The sequence below is a fragment of the Bacillus sp. FJAT-44742 genome (assembly GCF_002797315.1).
GTDB classification, from domain to species: Bacteria; Bacillota; Bacilli; order Bacillales; family Marinococcaceae; genus Thalassorhabdus; species Thalassorhabdus alkalitolerans.
The window spans coordinates 657917-674950 of the sequence record NZ_KZ454936.1; the positions used below are offsets into that span (position 1 = coordinate 657917).

Annotated in this window: 19 protein-coding genes; 15 read left to right on the forward strand and 4 right to left on the reverse strand. The window is 41.4% G+C overall.

Features of this window, described 5'->3' with window-relative positions; translation table 11 throughout:
- The first annotated feature begins 38 nt into the window (after window positions 1-38).
- The 6 genes from aroE to CEF17_RS03360 all read left to right on the forward strand — a co-directional run bounded on the left by aroE (window position 39) and on the right by CEF17_RS03360 (window position 3560).
- Window positions 39-869, forward strand: a complete 831-nt coding sequence (gene aroE / locus CEF17_RS03335) for a shikimate dehydrogenase (RefSeq protein WP_100398276.1) — start codon at window positions 39-41, stop codon at window positions 867-869.
- Entirely contained in the window at window positions 862-1158 is a 297-nt protein-coding gene (gene yhbY / locus CEF17_RS03340) for a ribosome assembly RNA-binding protein YhbY (protein ID WP_054635506.1), read from the forward strand. The genes aroE and yhbY overlap by 8 nt, the downstream gene beginning before the upstream one ends.
- A gap of 20 nt (window positions 1159-1178) precedes the next feature.
- Window positions 1179-1754, forward strand: a complete 576-nt coding sequence (locus CEF17_RS03345) for a nicotinate-nucleotide adenylyltransferase (RefSeq protein ID WP_232725406.1) — start codon at window positions 1179-1181, stop codon at window positions 1752-1754.
- Entirely contained in the window at window positions 1747-2310 is a 564-nt protein-coding gene (yqeK, locus tag CEF17_RS03350; protein WP_100398277.1) for a bis(5'-nucleosyl)-tetraphosphatase (symmetrical) YqeK, read from the forward strand. Before CEF17_RS03345 ends, yqeK begins: the two co-directional genes overlap by 8 nt.
- Before the next feature lie 23 nt (window positions 2311-2333).
- On the forward strand, window positions 2334-2687 hold the full coding sequence (gene rsfS, locus CEF17_RS03355) for a ribosome silencing factor (RefSeq protein ID WP_100398278.1): 354 nt from the start codon (window positions 2334-2336) through the stop codon (window positions 2685-2687).
- A gap of 90 nt (window positions 2688-2777) precedes the next feature.
- Window positions 2778-3560, forward strand: coding sequence for a class I SAM-dependent DNA methyltransferase (locus CEF17_RS03360; protein ID WP_332835312.1), 783 nt, complete (start codon window positions 2778-2780; stop codon window positions 3558-3560).
- Between the two features lie 32 nt (window positions 3561-3592).
- Here the strand turns inward: CEF17_RS03360 and comER are convergent, their stop codons facing one another.
- Together comER and CEF17_RS03370 are read right to left on the reverse strand one after the other, a co-directional pair.
- Window positions 3593-4426: a late competence protein ComER gene (gene comER / locus CEF17_RS03365; protein ID WP_100398280.1), complete on the reverse strand. Its 834-nt coding sequence runs from the start codon at window positions 4424-4426 to the stop codon at window positions 3593-3595.
- Between the two features lie 88 nt (window positions 4427-4514).
- Window positions 4515-4775, reverse strand: coding sequence for a DUF2533 family protein (locus CEF17_RS03370; protein ID WP_100398281.1), 261 nt, complete (start codon window positions 4773-4775; stop codon window positions 4515-4517).
- Window positions 4776-4816: 41 nt separating this feature from the next.
- Between CEF17_RS03370 and CEF17_RS03375 the strand changes: the two genes are divergently transcribed.
- From CEF17_RS03375 to CEF17_RS03390, 4 genes are all read left to right on the forward strand, one after another.
- Window positions 4817-5425, forward strand: coding sequence for a helix-hairpin-helix domain-containing protein (locus CEF17_RS03375; protein ID WP_100398282.1), 609 nt, complete (start codon window positions 4817-4819; stop codon window positions 5423-5425).
- A 68-nt stretch (window positions 5426-5493) separates the two neighbouring features.
- The gene (locus tag CEF17_RS03380) at window positions 5494-6750 is read left to right on the forward strand and encodes a homocysteine synthase (protein WP_442857445.1); all 1257 of its coding nucleotides are present in this window, start codon (window positions 5494-5496) and stop codon (window positions 6748-6750) included.
- A 71-nt stretch (window positions 6751-6821) separates the two neighbouring features.
- Window positions 6822-7388 carry a ComE operon protein 2 gene (locus CEF17_RS03385; protein ID WP_100398284.1) on the forward strand — a complete coding sequence of 189 codons (567 nt, stop codon included), beginning with the start codon at window positions 6822-6824 and terminating at the stop codon, window positions 7386-7388.
- Window positions 7385-9742: a DNA internalization-related competence protein ComEC/Rec2 gene (locus CEF17_RS03390; protein WP_198508872.1), complete on the forward strand. Its 2358-nt coding sequence runs from the start codon at window positions 7385-7387 to the stop codon at window positions 9740-9742. Before CEF17_RS03385 ends, CEF17_RS03390 begins: the two co-directional genes overlap by 4 nt.
- 39 nt (window positions 9743-9781) lie before the next feature.
- Here the strand turns inward: CEF17_RS03390 and CEF17_RS03395 are convergent, their stop codons facing one another.
- Window positions 9782-9919 (reverse strand): YqzM family protein, encoded by a 138-nt coding sequence (locus tag CEF17_RS03395; RefSeq protein ID WP_083465272.1) that lies wholly within the window; start codon window positions 9917-9919, stop codon window positions 9782-9784.
- Between the two features lie 469 nt (window positions 9920-10388).
- On the opposite strand from CEF17_RS03395, the gene holA reads away from it, so the two are divergent.
- Complete coding sequence (holA, locus tag CEF17_RS03400; RefSeq protein WP_100398286.1) at window positions 10389-11432, forward strand: DNA polymerase III subunit delta; 1044 nt, start codon at window positions 10389-10391, stop codon at window positions 11430-11432.
- A 91-nt stretch (window positions 11433-11523) separates the two neighbouring features.
- On the opposite strand, the gene rpsT is transcribed toward holA, so the two are convergent.
- A complete protein-coding gene (rpsT, locus tag CEF17_RS03405) occupies window positions 11524-11790 on the reverse strand; it encodes a 30S ribosomal protein S20 (RefSeq protein WP_054635495.1) in 267 nt (88 codons plus the stop codon).
- Between the two features lie 175 nt (window positions 11791-11965).
- On the opposite strand from rpsT, the gene gpr reads away from it, so the two are divergent.
- From gpr to lepA, 4 genes are all read left to right on the forward strand, one after another.
- Window positions 11966-13081 carry a GPR endopeptidase gene (gene gpr, locus CEF17_RS03410; protein ID WP_100398287.1) on the forward strand — a complete coding sequence of 372 codons (1116 nt, stop codon included), beginning with the start codon at window positions 11966-11968 and terminating at the stop codon, window positions 13079-13081.
- A gap of 399 nt (window positions 13082-13480) precedes the next feature.
- Window positions 13481-14662 (forward strand): stage II sporulation protein P, encoded by a 1182-nt coding sequence (gene spoIIP / locus CEF17_RS03415; protein WP_232725407.1) that lies wholly within the window; start codon window positions 13481-13483, stop codon window positions 14660-14662.
- The gene (locus tag CEF17_RS03420; protein WP_198508873.1) at window positions 14655-14951 is read left to right on the forward strand and encodes a DUF3679 domain-containing protein; all 297 of its coding nucleotides are present in this window, start codon (window positions 14655-14657) and stop codon (window positions 14949-14951) included. Before spoIIP ends, CEF17_RS03420 begins: the two co-directional genes overlap by 8 nt.
- A 189-nt stretch (window positions 14952-15140) precedes the next feature.
- A complete protein-coding gene (lepA, locus tag CEF17_RS03425; protein WP_442857427.1) occupies window positions 15141-16973 on the forward strand; it encodes a translation elongation factor 4 in 1833 nt (610 codons plus the stop codon).
- Window positions 16974-17034 lie beyond the last annotated feature (61 nt).

Consider the following 17034-nt stretch of genomic DNA (forward strand, 5'->3'; position numbering starts at 1 on the left):
ATTCTTTAAATAGAGAGGTTCGGGGGAGGAAAAAAGAAATGGGAAACTTGTATGTGTTGTTTGGCCACCCGGTTGGTCATTCTATGTCGCCGATTGTGCACAATGAACAATTTTCATTGCTGAATATGCCTCATCATTATCACGCTATTGACGTGGAGCCTGGAAAAATAAAAGAAGCAGTGGAGGCAATCAAGGCCCTTTCCATTGCTGGAGCTAATGTCACGGTTCCCCACAAGGTTGAAATCATGAAGCATCTGGATCATATTGATGAAGAAGCCAGGATCATTGGAGCTGTCAATACCATTGTAAATGAAAATGGTGTATTAACTGGATATAACACAGATGGACAGGGATATCTTGAATCACTTCTTGAAGTGACTGGTCCTGATATTTCTGATTATAAGATCCTTGTAATAGGTGCTGGGGGAGCGTCAAGAGCGGTAGTTACCGTTTTATGCCGTTACGGGGTAAACGATCTAATGATCACAAACAGAACCCAGGAAAGGGCTGAAGCCCTATCCAAGGACTGCGGAGGTCAGGTAATCAGCAAGGAAAAAGCAGAAGGAATGCTCTCAGAATTTGATGTTATTATTAACACCACTTCAATTGGTATGAGTCCAAACACTGACGAGATGCCGATGAGTGTAGAAGGGATGAAACCAAAGACAATTGCAAGCGACCTTATATACAATCCTTTACAAACAAGGTGGCTGGCTGAAGCGGAGAAACGAGGTGCCGTGACCCACAGCGGAATTGGAATGTTCGTGAGGCAGGGCGCTCTGGCGTTTAAAAAGTGGACGGGACAGGAAGCTGACCTGGAAATCATGACCAAGACCGTGTTACAACAATTAGGAGGCAAAAATGACTAAGTTAACTGGTAAGCAAAAGAGATTTCTCCGGAGCCAGGCTCATCACCAAAAGCCTATTTTCCAAGTTGGAAAAGGAGGAGTAAATGAGAATTTAATAAAACAGGTGATTGATGCCCTGGAAGCACGGGAATTAATTAAAATAAGCGTACTTCAAAATTGCATGGATGATAAACATGAGGTAGCAGAAGCAGTAGGTAAAGGAGCAAAAGCAGAAATTGTCCAGGTGATCGGCAATACAATTGTTTTATATAAGGAATCAAAGGAAAATAAATCTATAGAGCTTCCTTAAATTCTAAGGAGTGAATCTCAGTGGCAATAAAAGTTGGAATACTCGGAGGAACGTTTGATCCACCTCATCATGCTCACTTGATGATAGCTCAGGAAGCTTTAACGGAATGCGGGCTCGACGAGGTTTGGTTTATACCAGTAAATGTACCTCCTCATAAACAGAGATCTTCGACGACGAGTAATCGTCAAAGAAAAGAAATGATTCAACTTGCTATAAATGATAATCCCTTCTTTAAACTTTCTACTATAGAACTTGAACGTGGTGGTCCTTCCTTTACAATAGATACAATTAAACAACTTAAGAAAGAAAACCCGTCTCATGAATACTATTTTATTATAGGGGGCGATATGGCAGAGCAGCTGGATACGTGGCATGAAATTAATGCTCTTAAGAAATTGGTCACTTTTACGGTAGCCGCCCGTCCGCCATATAAATCATCACCACCTTTTCAGGAAGGGATCTTAATAATGGAAGCCCCGCAGCTTGATGTTTCTTCCACTGATATTCGTTTGAGGGTTAAAATGGGAAAAAATATTCAATATTTAGTCCCTGATTCAGTGAGAGAATATATTAAAGAGAGGGGATTATATGAATAGAGCCACTGCTCTTGAAATTGTAAAGGAACAGTTGACAGGTGAACGTTACACGCATACATTAGGAGTTACAGAAACTGCCGTGGAGTTGGCGAAATTATACGGGGCAGACGTACAAAAAGCTGAGACAGCTGCTATTTTCCATGATTATGCGAAGTTTCGTTCAAAAAGTGAAATGCTTGATATCATTGAGGAGCAGAAAGTCAGTAAAGAATTCCCAAGGTATGGAGATGCTCTTCTTCATGCACCTGCAGGAGCCTTTTTAGTTGAAAAGGAAGCAGGTATTAAGGATAAGGAAATACTTTCTGCTATATACTGGCATACTACCGGACAAGCGAGAATGACATTACTGGAGAAGGTTATTTTTATTGCCGACTATATCGAGCCTAATCGTTCTTTTCCAGGAGTGGAAGAGGTCAGGAAAGAAGCATACAACAATCTGGACAGTGCAATTATTATGTCTCTTCGCAATACCATTCAATTTTTACTGCAAAAAGGCCAGCCTGTTTTTCCGGAAACACTGGCTGCATATAACGAACTGGTGTTAGAAAAAAAATAAAAATCGAAAGGTCAGGTGTTTAAATGCAAGATAATACTATTCTTCAAATGGCTGTGCAGGGAGCAGATGATAAAAAAGCTGAGGACATTGTAGCGCTAGATATGAAAGGAATTTCCCTAATCGCAGATTATTTTGTTATCTGTCATGGTAATTCCCATAAGCAGGTCCAGGCTATTGCTCACGAAATTAAGAAAGCAGCCCAGGAAGAAGGATATGAGGTAAAACGCCTTGAAGGGTATGAGCAAGCGAAATGGGTATTAGTTGATCTTGGAGACGTTGTAGTGCATATTTTCCACAAGGATGACCGCCAATACTACAACCTTGAAAAACTCTGGGGAGATGCCCAATATGTAGAGCTTGAAAAGGTGTTAAATTAATTATAAAAAACGCCGATCCTAAAGCGGGGTCGGCGTTTTTTGACGGCCGGAGTTCCTGCCTTCACAGACAAGGATAATTGTATATAAGTAATATTTTATAAAAGTAAGGAGGAGACCAAAATGAGCGCCTACCAAGGCTTTGCTTATTATTATGATGAATTAATGGAGGAGGCTCCTTATAAAGAGTGGGTAGTATGGATAGAAAAAACATTAACTGCAAATGAAGTGACAGCTCCTCATTTGTTAGATGTGGGCTGCGGTACAGGTACGATCATGACTGATTTGATAAAAAAAGGATACCGAATAGATGGTGTTGATGCTTCAGAGGAAATGCTTGCAGTCGCTAACGAGAAAATGCCAAAAGATCAGGGATCCCGACTTTTTTGCCAGGATATGAGAGAACTCGAAGGGTTAGGAGTTTTTGATACTGTTATAGTAACGTGCGATTCTTTAAATTACCTTTTAACAAAAAAGGATGTGGAAAAAGCTTTTGCTTCCTTTTATTCTCATTTAAAAACAGGAGGACTGTTATTATTTGACGTTCATTCTCTTTCGTACATGGAAGATGAACTTGCAGGGTTTCAGTTTGCTGAATCGTTAGAAAATCGAAGCTGTATATGGAATTGTTATAATGGCGAGGACCCATACTCAGTGGAGCATGAACTGACGTTTTTTATTAAAGAAGAAGACGGCAGATATAGAAGATTTGACGAATTTCACTATCAGCGGACCTTTTCTCAGCAGGAGTATGAAGATATGCTCAGGGCACAGGGATTTAAAAATGTAAGAGTTACTGCTGATTTTACGGACCAACCTCCCGGTCAAGGCAGTGACAGGTTATTTTTTACTGCAATTAAAAAAGATTTACAATAATAAGACTTTTCAGTAAGATAGAGACAGGCTCTTTAAGAGTCCTGTCTCTTCGTAAATTTATCAGCGAGCAGTTCTTTATCCTCGTAATACTTTTCATGTGTTGCCTTAAACAAATCTTCGAACATTCCCTCTGATTGTCTATGGAGAACTTTAAGTCCCTCACCAGTAATTCCACCTGGAACGTGGACCTTTTTCTGCAAGGAAGGAAGTGTATAAAATCCCTTTTCAAAAAGAGAGGATAACCCTTGGATCATTTCTGCAGTCAGGTACTCTGCATCCTTTCTCTCAATTTCCGTTTCACTTACCGCAGCATCTATAAAAGACTGAAGCAGATAGCTAAAGAAAGCAGGCCCGCAGCTTACTATGTCGCTTGCTACACGAGTTACTTTTTCTTCAATCTCGTGAGGGTGGCTGAAATCCGAAAACCATTTTGCGATCTTTTCTTTTTCGTGATCTTCCCAGTTCGAACCGTAGGTCAACAACAAGACGCCTTTACCAGCACGATTTGTTATGCTTGGTATAGATCTCATAACCTTACAGGGAAGCGATTGTTCCAGCTGACTGACTTCTATCGGACTTGTGATTGAGGAAACAATGTGATCTCTTGTTACATAGGGAGCGATCTCCTGAAGAACATCTGGAAATTGTAAAGGTCTTACACAAACAAATAGTAAGTTGCTTTGTTTTACTACATCAGAGATCTTCTTTTTCAGCTTTATGCCGGGATAAGCATCTGCCAACTTTTTGGCTTTATCCAGCGTGCGATTTGTAATAATCATTTCTTCCTTTTGAGCAGCTCCGCTTTCCACAATAGTTTCCACTAATATCCTTCCCATGTTTCCAGTCCCAATGACACCCACCTGCATACTATATGCCTCCTTTAAAGGCTCAGTATGACCCCCATACTTTTCCCTTATTCTTTACTATCTCAACGATATGAGAAAGTGACTTTTTTTATGACTTTCGATTAATGTATGACTGAATCATTTCTTTTGTCACGTTTTTTCGCTGAGGAAACCGGTATTGTGCCGCAATTTGATTCATTTCCTTTGTAATTTGGTTAATACGCTGTACTGAAATTTCTCCAGGGTCTTTTTTGGCCTGTGTCAGTGTTTCTTCAATTGCCTCTTCTCTACGCAGGTCAAGTGCCAAAAATTCTTTTTCTTTTAGTAAACGTTTCTCTATTTGTCCTGATATCGCTTGATGAACACTCATGTTATATTCCTCCTATTTTCAACAAAGGCAGGTGTTTTGTTTTGCTGCAAAAGGTTAAATGGATAAGCTATATAGCCGGCGGGTGTATTTTAACCACACTTAGTGTACTTTGGTTTCTTTCTAATGACAATACAGAAGAGCTGCAATTTTCACATTGGAGCCAGGAAGAAGATATTTATTCAGATGAGGAGGTCAACAAGGAGGAACACATACAGGCTGACCCGCTATGGATTAAAATAGACATAAAAGGAGAAGTGAAAGTATCAGGGGTTTATGAAATGGAGGAAGGAAAGAGAGTTATTGATGCGATTGAAAAAGCAGGGGGGTTAACAGATGAAGCAGATGAGAGACACGTGAATTTAGCAGAAACATTACGGGATGAAATGGTGATCTATGTACCGAGAGAAGGGGAGCATGGTGAAGGAGAACTTCATTTCGGGACTGACAGCGGTCCCACTAAAATCCGGGTGAATTACGCTGATGCTGTAGAACTCGAAGCCATTCCCGGGATTGGCCCGGCTAAAGCTCAAGCGATTATTACCTATAGAGAGGATCATGGACGGTTTAGTGAAATTACTGATTTAGAAAAAGTAGGAGGAATTGGACCAAAGTCAATAGAACAAATGAAGGAGTATATTTCTGTAGATTAATAGAATTGCAGCTTGCTGCATGAGGAGGAGAAGTGGTGGAACGTAAGAATGAATGGAAATTAGAAACAATGGCCGTGCATAGCGGTCAGGAAGTTGACTCTGCTACTCAGGCAAGGGCAGTGCCTATTTATCAGACAACGTCATATGGTTTTAAAGACACTGACCATGCTGCTAATCTCTTTTCCTTATCTGAATTTGGGAACATATACACCCGAATAATGAACCCTACCCAGGATGTGTTTGAAAAAAGAGTAGCTGAAATGGAAGGCGGTGTGGGAGCTTTGGCAACGGCAAGCGGAAGCTCAGCCATTCACCTTGCTATTTTAAATTTATGTGAAAGCGGGGATGAAATTGTAGCATCCAGCGGGCTTTATGGCGGTACTTATAATTTGTTTATGCACACTTTACCTAAGCTAGGGATTACGGTTCACCTTGTCGAAGGAAACAACCCAGGAGCCTATGAGGAAAAGATCAATGAAAGAACAAAACTTGTTTTTGGCGAAATGATAGGCAACCCAAATGGTGATATTTTTGATATTGAACAAATAGCCGAGGTGGCACATAGTCATGACATTCCTTTAATAATTGATGCTACGCTGGTTACGCCATATTTATGCCGGCCCTTTGACCATGGAGCAGATATCGTTGTTCACTCTGCAACGAAGTTTATTGGGGGCCATGGAACTTCTATTGGAGGAGTTATTGTGGACAGCGGCAAGTTTAATTGGAAGAATGGAAAGTTTCCTGGGCTGACCGAACCGGATCCAAGTTATCATGGCGTAGTCTATACAGAAGCAGTCGGTGACCTGGCATATATTATTAAAGCAAGAGTCCAATTGCTCAGAGACCTGGGTCCGGCTATTGCTCCAATGAATTCCTTTTTATTACTTCAAGGGCTTGAAACTCTCCACCTTCGCATGGAGCGCCATTGTGAGAATGCCGTTAAGGTAGCACAATATTTAGAAGGCCATGAACTAGTGGACTGGGTAAATTATCCAGGCCTTGAATCTCATAGAACATATGAGCTTGGCAGGAAGTATTTACCTAAAGGGCAGGGGTCTATTTTGACCTTTGGAATACGAGGGGGGTTAAGAGAAGGCAAGAAACTGATTGATTCTTTAAAGCTTCATTCGCATGTTGCAAACGTGGGAGATGCTAAATCGCTTGTGATTCATCCTGCAAGCACCACTCACCAGCAATTAACCGAGGAGGCGCAAAAAGCTGCAGGTGTTACCCCTGATCTTATCCGTCTTTCAGTGGGCATTGAGCATAGCAGCGATATTATCGCTGACCTTGATCAAGCCATAAAAAGAAGCCAGGAGTAAAGAAAGCTTTGACGGCTGGACGTTCCTGCTCTACACTATTATCTGAAATAGATTGTGTAGGAGTGAAAAGCATGGAGAGAATCTCCTGGGATCAATATTATATGGCACAAAGTCATTTGCTTGCTTTACGGAGTACATGTACGAGATTGATGGTAGGGGCCACGATTATCAGAGATAAAAGGATTATCGCAGGGGGCTATAATGGGTCAATTTCAGGCGGAGATCACTGTCTGGATGAAGGCTGTTATGTCGTGGATGGTCACTGTATTCGTACGATCCACGCTGAGATGAATGCTCTTTTACAATGCGCCAAGTTTGGGGTGGCTACAGAGGGAGCGGAACTTTATGTCACTCATTTTCCGTGCGTTCATTGTGCCAAAGCAATTATCCAAAGCGGAATAAAAAAAGTCATTTATGCTACAGACTACAAAAATCACCCGTATGCACAGGATATCCTTCAAAAAGCGGGTGTGAGTGTCGAGCAGGAAGAACTTGAAGATACAGTTCTGGACTATAATAAAAGTGAAAAACTTTCCTTTACCGCAGACCTGCTCAAGAAATTAGAAAAAGCCGGTGTAGATTCCGGTGAAATGAAGGATTTGCATGAAAGAGCAAACCAGTTATTCACATCCTCTTGAGAAAAGCAGGTGATGAATGGGTGAAAGGCAAGGTTTACTTGCTGGCGCTGGCAGCATGCTTGGGTACAGCTGCAGCGATTGAAATTTCGGCGAAGGCGGCAGGAGGAGGATTTTTCCTTCTTCTTGTCCTTTGCTTTCTAAAAAAAGAAAAACATAGCGTTTGTCTTTTTATTGTCTGCATATTTCTTATATCCCTCTTTAGAGGGATGGCTGCAGACAGCAATAACGTAACTTCACTCTCTCCTGAAACCTCCTTTGTTGACGGAAAGATTATGGCAGGCCCTGATATAGATGGTAACCTGTTGACGATGACCCTCTCTCTTCCTCACAAAGAAACCCTTCCTGTAAGCTATATTATTTCTTCCCCAGAAGAAAAAGAAGAACTGCAAACTCTTACGCCGGGACTTCACTGCCGGCTGCATGGTTCACTATCTCCTCCTTCAAAACCTTCCAATTTCGGAGCCTTTGACTATCAGCAATATCTGTACAGGCAATCTGCACATTGGGTTTTTACGCCGGATCATTTCACAGCATCCCACTGTCTTTCCGAGGTTACTGATATGAAGGACAGGCTGAAAGTATGGAGGCACGAGGGCATTCACTGGATTGAAAACGTTTTTCCTGAGGACGTACAAGGACTAATAGCAGCTCTCATTTTTGGAGAAAGAACCCTATTGGAACCTGACCTTCTTTCATCTTATCAAAGGTTGGGACTAGTCCACCTGCTCGCAGTATCAGGCCTTCATGTTGGTATTATCACTGGAACTTTGTTCTACATATTCATCCGTCTGGGAATCACCCGGGAACATACGTACAGTCTTCTAATTGCGTTTCTCCCGGCGTACATTATTTTAGCAGGCGGTGCTCCTTCAGTGATAAGAGCTTCCATGATGACGTTACTTGTGTTGATTTGCTTAAAATCGAAGCTTCCCATTTCACCTATAGATACAATAGCCTGGGTATTTATTTTTTTATTGTGGCACAACCCTTATTATCTCTTTCATATCGGCTTTCAGCTGTCTTTTCTAGTGAGCTTTTCCCTGCTTGTCTCAAGTCATAAAATTTTTTCAAAAGTAAAGGGAGCGGCTTTTCAACTTTGCTTTGTCAGCCTTATTGCCCAGCTTTCCTCTTTTCCTTTACTGGTTCTCCATTTTTACTCGGTTTCTTTCCTCAGCTATCCGCTTAATTTGTTTTTTATACCGTTTATCTCTCTTTTCGTTCTTCCAGGTTCCTTTATTTTATTTTTCCTTTCCCTTTGGTTTCCTCCAGCCTACAACCTCTTTATTATTCCTTTTACTTCCATTGTCACGTTATCACACGAGGTGCTGAATCTGGCAGCAAGTATTCCAGAGGCCCAAGCCGTGTTTGGCAAGCCCTCCTTGGTCATAATGGGATTATTTATAATAACCACTTATGTCCTGTTTCTATCTTTTGAAAAGAAAAAAAGAGCAATTGTCGCTGCTTCTTCACTATGGGTGATGGCTGCAGGTATTCAGCTGGCTGTGCCTTATCTTGATAAAAATGGATATGTAACGCTGCTTGATGTGGGGCAGGGAGACAGTATTCTTATTGAGCTTCCATTAAGGGAAGGTGTGTATTTAATTGATGCGGGCGGTCACGTAGCTTTTGAAAGAGAAGAGTGGCAGGAGCGGTCGTCAGTTTATGATCCAGGTGCCAGGGTGGTGGTTCCATATTTGCAGCACAGAGGAATTAAGCAAATTGACAAAATGATCGTCTCTCACGGACATTGGGATCATTATGGCGGGATGTTTGCTGTGATGGAAGAAACAAAAGTAAAAAGAGTGTTATATGGAAATGTTCCTCTTGAAGGAGAGGGAGAAAGAGAGTTGTTTACCGCAATGAGCGAACGGAAAATACCTGTATACGCTGTATCGGAAGGCGACAGGTGGAGTACATCGGGAGTTGATTTTCTTATTTTATCGCCAAAAGGAAATGAAAGCAGTGTAAATAACCGATCCATTGTTTTATGGATGAAAATGAATGGAGAGAATTGGCTGTTTACGGGTGATATGGAAGGAGAAAGTGAAAAGCGCTTTATAGAAGAACATGGAGACGTAAGGGCTGATATCTTAAAAGTCGCACATCACGGCAGTCAGACGTCAACTTCGCCAGAATTCATAAAACAAATTCAGCCGAAAGCAGCTCTGATTCCAGCGGGGAGATGCAACCGATTTGGGCATCCCCATTCCTCTGTCCTTGAAACATTGGAACAAGAGGATGTCATGGTTTTTCGCACCGACGTTCATGGCTCGGTAAGATTTACATTTACGGAAATGGGAGTGAAAGGATGGGAGGTAATGTTGTCAGAAGAAGGGGAAGTGAACTGTTCATAACATACAAAAGGACTGTCCCGGTGACAGTCCTTTTATGCCTTACAGGTTGCCAACCACTTCAACGACCGTGGCCACAACAAAGATAAGGGTAAAAAATACAAATGAAACAATAAATCCAACAGCTGAATCAATAGCGTCATTCCGCTTACTTTGAACATCTTTTTCAAAATGATTCATATTTAATCCCTCCTCGTACACATTTTAGTATAAGCGAAGCTATTTTAAAAATCCATAACGTTCACTAAATTCACAAACAGAATTTCCCTCATTGAAAGCTCCAGGACAAGTCTGATTGAAGAATATAACACAGGAAGGAGTGTATTCCCCTGATTGTAAAGAGTTGTCACCTATAGTTTGCTGCCGCATAGGATACCATAAGAGAGAAAGAAAGAACGCTCAACCGTTAAGAAAGAGGGTTCCTAGGTCTTTTTCTTAACGTTTATCATAAATGGAAAGTGCCGCCTTTCCGTGCTGGTACTTTCCTTTTACTTACTGAATGGGACTCCTCCTGAGAAAGGTGGAGTCCTTTAAGTTATGATTGATAAATAAGAGTAGAAAAGATAGTATAAAAATAAATATTCTTGTCCTGCCTTGTTTTATACAGGTATGCATGATAAGAAAAATCAACTAAAGAGGCTGAAGCTGTATGTCTTATATAAAACTGAAAGAAAAGATAAAAAAAGGACAGTTAGCTCCTTTGTATTTGCTTTATGGTACTGAACATTACTTAATAGATGAAATTACACAGCAGCTTCTTAGCAAGGCATTGACCGATGAAGAAAGGGATTTTAACCTCTCGGTATATGATATGCAGGAACAGCCTGTCGATTCAGCTGTAGAAGAAGGGCAGACCCTTCCTTTTTTTGGTGACCGTCGTGTGGTGATTGTAAAAAATGCTTCGTTTTTAACGGGAGCAAAAGGTAAAGATAAGGTAGAACATAACCTGAAAGTGCTCGAAGAATACATAGAAAACCCGCCTCGTGAAACCTTGTTTATTATCATCGCTCCGTATGCCAAGCTTGATGAACGAAAAAAGTTAGTGAAGAAATTAAAAAGCGGTGGAGAAGTACTCCAGGCAGATTCATTTGACGATCAATTAAAAGCAAAATGGCTTCAGGAGAAAGCAGAAGAAATGAACCTGTCCCTCCCTTTAGAGGCTAAGGAAAAGCTTCTTCAGCTGGCGGGCAGAGATTTGATGCAGCTTGCTTCTGAGTTTCAAAAGCTGGCTCTTTATGCCGGAGAAAGCAAGTCCATTACTGTAGAATCAGTTGAAATGCTTATTGCACGCACGTTGGAGGAAAATATATTCGCTTTGGTAGAAAATGTTGTATATGGGCGGACAGAGAAGGCACTACGTATTTATTATGACCTTTTAAAACAGAATGAAGAGCCTGTAAAGATCCTTAACTTGTTTGCCCGTCAGTTTCGAATTATTCTTCATATTAAAGAGTTAAGCAGACGTGGGTATTCCCGGCAAAAAATCGCAGGCCATTTAAAGCTCCACCCTTATGCTGTTAAAATGGCTGAACAGCAGGCAAAGGGTTTTTCCGAGAAAGAACTGGCCTCTATTTTGAAGGAACTGGCAGAAATGGATTATCAAATGAAAATGGGTAAAATGGACAAGAAGCTGATTTTGGAATTATTTATTACCCAGTTAAAAAAAGAGCCAAAAAAAGCAAGGCCCCGCTAGGAGCCTTGCTTTTTTGTATAAGTAAAGATTTCTCTACATACGAACAAAAACGACTCCAGTGAGTCGTTTTTTCGCATTGTTACTCAAAAATTTATTGAGCAATCTCGTTTAAGCGCTTTTGCAGACGAGATTTTTCTCTAGATGCAGCATTTGTATGAATCAAATTCTGACCTGCAGCTTTGTCCAATTTTTTCGTAGCAAGGAAGAACAATTCTTTTGCTCCCTCAACATCGTTGTTATCTGCTTTTTTGTAGAATTCCTTAACTGCAGAACGCATAGCAGATTTGAACGCTTGATTCTTCACACGCTGTTGTTCATTAAGCTCAACGCGTTTGATGGCAGATTTAATATTTGCCATTTACTTCACCTCCTTGATGGGGATCCATTGGTTCTTTTTAAATCAATACAACATAATGGATTCTACCAAAAAAGCGCAGCCTATGCAATACAAGAATAAAACGGCTAAAACAGGACACGATAGGAAAAATATAAACAAAATATTTTTGGCTATCATTTTACAAGGGGGGATAGAAGTGGGTGAAGATCTAGATTTATCTCGCTTTTCTGTAAGAACGGACCTGGCAATGGAAGCAGAACAGATGGTAAAGGAAAGGGAGCAGAGTACAAAAGAGCCCGCAAAGGAAATCAATGGTGTGATAGTAAAAGAGAAAACTGAAGATGGAGTGAAAATGGTAAATGTAACCATCGACAGTAAGGGCTCAGAGAGAATAGGAAAAAAGGCAGGAGAGTATTTAACTTTTGAAGCACAGGGAATTAGAAAGAAAGACACAGAACTCCAGAAAAATTTAGAGAGAATTTTTGCCAGGGAGTTCAACGCATTTTTAAATAATATCGGGGTAGAGGATTCGGCCAGCTGTCTAATAGTAGGACTTGGAAACTGGAACGTAACACCTGACGCCTTAGGGCCAATGGTAGTTGAAAAGCTTGTTGTAACAAAGCACTTGTTTAAAGAGGCTCCTGAACAGGTGGAGGAGGGGTTTCGCTCCATTAGTGCGATCAGGCCTGGTGTGATGGGGCTTACAGGTATTGAAACGAGTGATATTATCATGGGAATTATAGAAAAAACGAAGCCGGATTTTGTGATAGCTATTGACGCCTTAGCTTCTCGTTCCATTGAGAGAGTGAATACGACGATCCAGGTTTCTGATGCAGGGATCCATCCGGGATCAGGGGTGGGGAACAAACGTAAAGAGCTTAGTAAAGAAACGCTGGGAATTCCAGTTATAGCTGTAGGCATTCCAACTGTTGTGGATGCAGTTTCCATTACAAGCGATACGATCGACTTTTTGCTAAAGCACCTGGGAAGAGAAATGAAAGAAGGCAATCGGCCTTCAAGGTCGTTAGCTCCAGCAGGGATGACCTTTGGTGAAAAGAAAGAATTCACAGACGAGGATATGCCGGAGAAAGAAAAAAGAGAATCTATTCTTGGGATGATTGGCAGCCTTGAGGAAAATGAAAAGAGACAGTTGATTCAGGAAGTTCTTGCTCCTCTTGGCCATAACCTGATGGTTACTCCAAAGGAAGTAGACGTTTTTATGGAAGATATGGCCAATGTTATTGCTGAAGGTCTGAATGCTGCTTTACACAAATCAATTGATCAGGATAATACTGGAACCTACTCTCATTAATCAAGAGTAGGTTTTTTTGTTTAGAGATGCTTTTTTATATGCCTGCTTTTCCTTCCCTATTGTCCATAAAAATTTGATTTCTCCTTGCGCCACTGTTTTCTTGAGCCTCTGGATATTCCGGCAGACCCGTGATAAACCAATCCCCCTCATTCGTGTTCACGATACAGACAGAGCCTGCGATTCCTCAGGACCCCCCTGCGGGATCTTCGGATCATGCTATTTATCCGTTTATCTACAATACAATTGACTCATAAGATCAACATCCCCCTTAGAGTCTAACGAAAAAGAACTCATTGGAAGCCTTATCTACATAGTAGAGATCAACCTATCAAAATTTAATAGAAATCTGTTCTACGGCAAAGGAATGAGTACATAAAATAAAGCTATGGGAGGGATGTTATGAAAAATTTCAAAAAGCAGCGTATCCATCCTATTTTTGCTGTGGAACGGACAAGCATTAAAAGCTTTATCCTTTTTGTTGTGTGTGGCCTAATGATGACTTTTATTTTGGTTGCAATGTTAACCTCTTTTGAGCATAATAAGCATTTTTCATCAACAGCTGTTCATGGATGGACAAATAAGGTCCATAATGATGTCCTTGTTGAATTTCTTTCTATGGAAAATGTTTACTTTGGACAAGCACTCCCGGAGGGGCACTCATCGCCTTCCTTTTCAGCTATGGCTTTTGAGATGATGACCAGTGTAAACTTTGAGGATCCTAGAACGTTTTTAGGGAGAGAGCTTCCTGGATTTGCTTTATTTGATGGCCGGATTGTAGTAGCAGGGGAAGGAACTGATTTTACAACCATGCCAATTGAGTCAGCTCCTCCAATGGAAGTATTAATGGAAGAGCGGGAAGCCTCTGAAGTCGCGATGAATGAAACAGAAAAAACGAAAGAGACTCCTGAATCGGTACGAGAGCCTGGGGAGGAAGCGGTCGCCCATATCATTCACTCCCACAGCCGTGAATCATTTCTGCCTGAGCTTGAAGAGGGGACACAGATTGCATTTCATCCGGATGTTAACATCACCAAAGTCGGTGAAAAGCTTGGAGAAGCATTAGAAAAGCGGGGAATAAAAACCGATGTAGATACAAGCGATATCGAAGCTATGCTTCAGGAACAGGGACTTGACTTTCCTCAATCCTATGACGTTTCAAGAGACCTGGTAAAAGAAGCGATCGCTGAAAATGAAAAACTGGACATGTTTTTTGAAATTCATCGAGATTCACAACCCCGTGACATTACGACAATCACGATCAATGGAGAAGTGTATGCACGAACCTTTTTTGTCATTGGTGAAAATCATGCCAATTATGAGAAGAATTTAGCCATGGCTAAAGATCTCCATAACCGTTTAGAGAAATCTTACCCGGGATTAAGCCGGGGGGTCCTTGTGAAAGGCGGCGGCGGCTCCAACGGCAGGTATAATCAGGACCTTTCGGAACGATCGATTTTAATCGAAATGGGAGGAATTGAGAATTCCCTCGACGAGGTCTATCGTTCAACGGATATTATGGCCGAGGTAATTAGTGAATTTTACTGGGATGGAGAGGAAGTAGATTCACAAGGAGATGATTAATTTGAAAATTATTGCCGGGCTGTTAATTATCACTCTCTTGTTCATCAGTGGAATGCTCGTAGGGCATTATCACGCGCACGAACAGTTTAAAGAGATAGCCGAGTACGAAAGGGAATTGGTTGTGATCGAACAAGCCAAGAAGGAAAGAGAACAGAAGGAAGAGAAAAAAAGCATAGAAAGACAAGTAATCACAGATGACCTGACACAAAAGCAAGAAGAAGTAGCGGAAAGAGGATCCGTTAACTTTTTCTCTAAATTAGGAAAAACTCTCAATGTCACAGGACAATGAGAGTCTTTTTTTTACACAAAAAGGAAAATAATTTCCTATTAGGGAACAGGACAGAAAGTTTCATGGCAAGCAATTGAATATAATACGGGCGGTTGTTATAATAAAGGATAGTCTTTCCGAAAAGAGCGGGTTGATCGTGCTTTAGTACATAGAGACAAAGAGCTCATTCCACCATGGGAGTGATTTATAGTGAAGAAGGAAGAAAAGTTAGAAAGACAGCAGAGAATACGGAATTTTTCCATTATCGCTCATATTGATCACGGCAAGTCCACTCTTGCCGATCGTATTTTAGAATCCACCAGTGCGTTAAGCCAGCGGGAAATGAAAGACCAGATGCTTGATGCGATGGATCTTGAAAGAGAGCGAGGCATTACGATTAAGTTGAATTCCGTCCAGCTTAAGCACAAGCATAAGGACGGAGAAGAATATATTTTTCATTTGATTGATACACCAGGCCACGTCGATTTTTCATACGAAGTTTCCCGAAGCCTGGCAGCTTGTGAAGGAGCTCTTTTAATTGTAGATGCTGCTCAGGGGATCGAAGCCCAGACTCTTGCCAATGTTTATCTTGCGCTGGATAACGATTTGGAGATTATTCCTGTTATCAATAAGATTGATCTTCCAAGTGCAGAGCCAGAAAGAGTAAAGCAGGAAATTGAAGATGTTATTGGTCTTGATGCTTCTGATGCGGTTTTGGCATCTGCGAAGAGCGGCATTGGAATTGATGATATTCTTGACCAGATTGTAGAAAAGGTACCGCCTCCTGAAGGAGATCCAGTGGCGCCCCTTCAGGCCATGATTTTTGACTCCTTATATGATACATACCGGGGAGTCATTGCTTATGTCCGGATTGTAGAAGGCACGGTAAAGCCCGGACAGAAAATTAGAATGATGGCAACCGGTAAGGAGTTTGAAGTTTCGGAAGTGGGGGTTTTTACACCCAAACCGGTTGCCTGTAATGAATTAACGGTCGGAGACGTTGGATTTATTACGGCTGCCATTAAAAACGTTGGCGATTCCAGGGTGGGGGATACGATTACCCATGTACACTCACCTGCTGCCGAGCCGCTCCCTGGGTATAAGCGGATGAACCCTATGGTTTTCTGCGGTCTTTACCCGATTGATGCCAACAATTACAATCCCCTTCGAGATGCCCTGGAACGTCTTGAGTTAAACGACAGTTCTCTGCAATTTGAGGCAGAGACCTCACAGGCGCTTGGGTTCGGTTTTCGCTGCGGCTTTCTTGGGCTCCTTCATATGGAAATTATCCAGGAAAGAATTGAAAGAGAATATGGTATTGATCTAATTACAACAGCTCCAAGTGTTAATTATCATGTGTACTTAACAGATGGAGAAGTGTTTGAAATTGATAATCCATCCAAAATGCCTGACCAGCAAAAGATTGACAGTGTGGAAGAGCCGTATGTCCGTTCAACGGTTATGGTCCCTAATGAGTATGTAGGTGCAGTCATGGAGCTTTGCCAAGGGAAACGAGGCGACTTTATTGATATGCAGTATATGGATGAGAACCGCGTTAATATTGTATATGAAATACCTTTAACCGAAATTGTGTATGATTTCTTTGATCAGCTGAAGTCAAGTACGAAAGGCTATGCTTCTTTTGATTATGAGCTGATTGGTTATAAGACCTCCAAGCTTGTAAAAATGGACATTTTGTTAAACGGGGAAACAGTTGACGCTTTATCGGTTATTGTCCACCGGGATTTTGCTTATGAAAGAGGAAAAGCGATTGTGGATAAATTGAAAGAATTGATACCAAGGCAGCAGTTTGAAGTCCCAGTTCAAGCGAGTATTGGAAACAAGATCATCGCCCGAAATACAATTAAGGCCATGCGGAAAAACGTGCTTGCAAAATGTTACGGGGGCGACATTTCTCGAAAACGGAAGCTGCTGGAAAAGCAAAAAGAAGGAAAACAGCGAATGAAAAGTGTCGGGAAGGTTGACGTTCCTCAAGAAGCATTTATGTCCGTTCTGAAAATGGACGACAGCAATAAGAAGTAAGGCCACTTGCCGCAGGGAAACCCTGCGGCTTTTCCAAATCAGAAAATACTAATGAGCAAAG

Excerpts from the sequence above, each read along its gene's own strand:
- rpsT (WP_054635495.1), bottom strand. The coding sequence starts at position 11,790 with ATGGCAAATATTAAATCTGCCATCAAACGCGTTGAGCTTAATGAACAA.
- comER (WP_100398280.1), bottom strand. The coding sequence starts at position 4,426 with ATGCAGGTGGGTGTCATTGGGACTGGAAACATGGGAAGGATATTAGTG.
- CEF17_RS03420 (WP_198508873.1), top strand. The coding sequence starts at position 14,655 with ATGATTAATTTGAAAATTATTGCCGGGCTGTTAATTATCACTCTCTTG.
- yhbY (WP_054635506.1), top strand. The coding sequence starts at position 862 with ATGACTAAGTTAACTGGTAAGCAAAAGAGATTTCTCCGGAGCCAGGCT.
- CEF17_RS03380 (WP_442857445.1), top strand. The coding sequence starts at position 5,494 with ATGGCCGTGCATAGCGGTCAGGAAGTTGACTCTGCTACTCAGGCAAGG.
- CEF17_RS03385 (WP_100398284.1), top strand. The coding sequence starts at position 6,822 with ATGGAGAGAATCTCCTGGGATCAATATTATATGGCACAAAGTCATTTG.
- rsfS (WP_100398278.1), top strand. The coding sequence starts at position 2,334 with ATGCAAGATAATACTATTCTTCAAATGGCTGTGCAGGGAGCAGATGAT.
- yqeK (WP_100398277.1), top strand. The coding sequence starts at position 1,747 with ATGAATAGAGCCACTGCTCTTGAAATTGTAAAGGAACAGTTGACAGGT.
- spoIIP (WP_232725407.1), top strand. The coding sequence starts at position 13,481 with ATGAAAAATTTCAAAAAGCAGCGTATCCATCCTATTTTTGCTGTGGAA.
- holA (WP_100398286.1), top strand. The coding sequence starts at position 10,389 with ATGTCTTATATAAAACTGAAAGAAAAGATAAAAAAAGGACAGTTAGCT.
- CEF17_RS03370 (WP_100398281.1), bottom strand. The coding sequence starts at position 4,775 with ATGAGTGTTCATCAAGCGATATCAGGACAAATAGAGAAACGTTTACTA.
- aroE (WP_100398276.1), top strand. The coding sequence starts at position 39 with ATGGGAAACTTGTATGTGTTGTTTGGCCACCCGGTTGGTCATTCTATG.
- CEF17_RS03395 (WP_083465272.1), bottom strand. The coding sequence starts at position 9,919 with ATGAATCATTTTGAAAAAGATGTTCAAAGTAAGCGGAATGACGCTATT.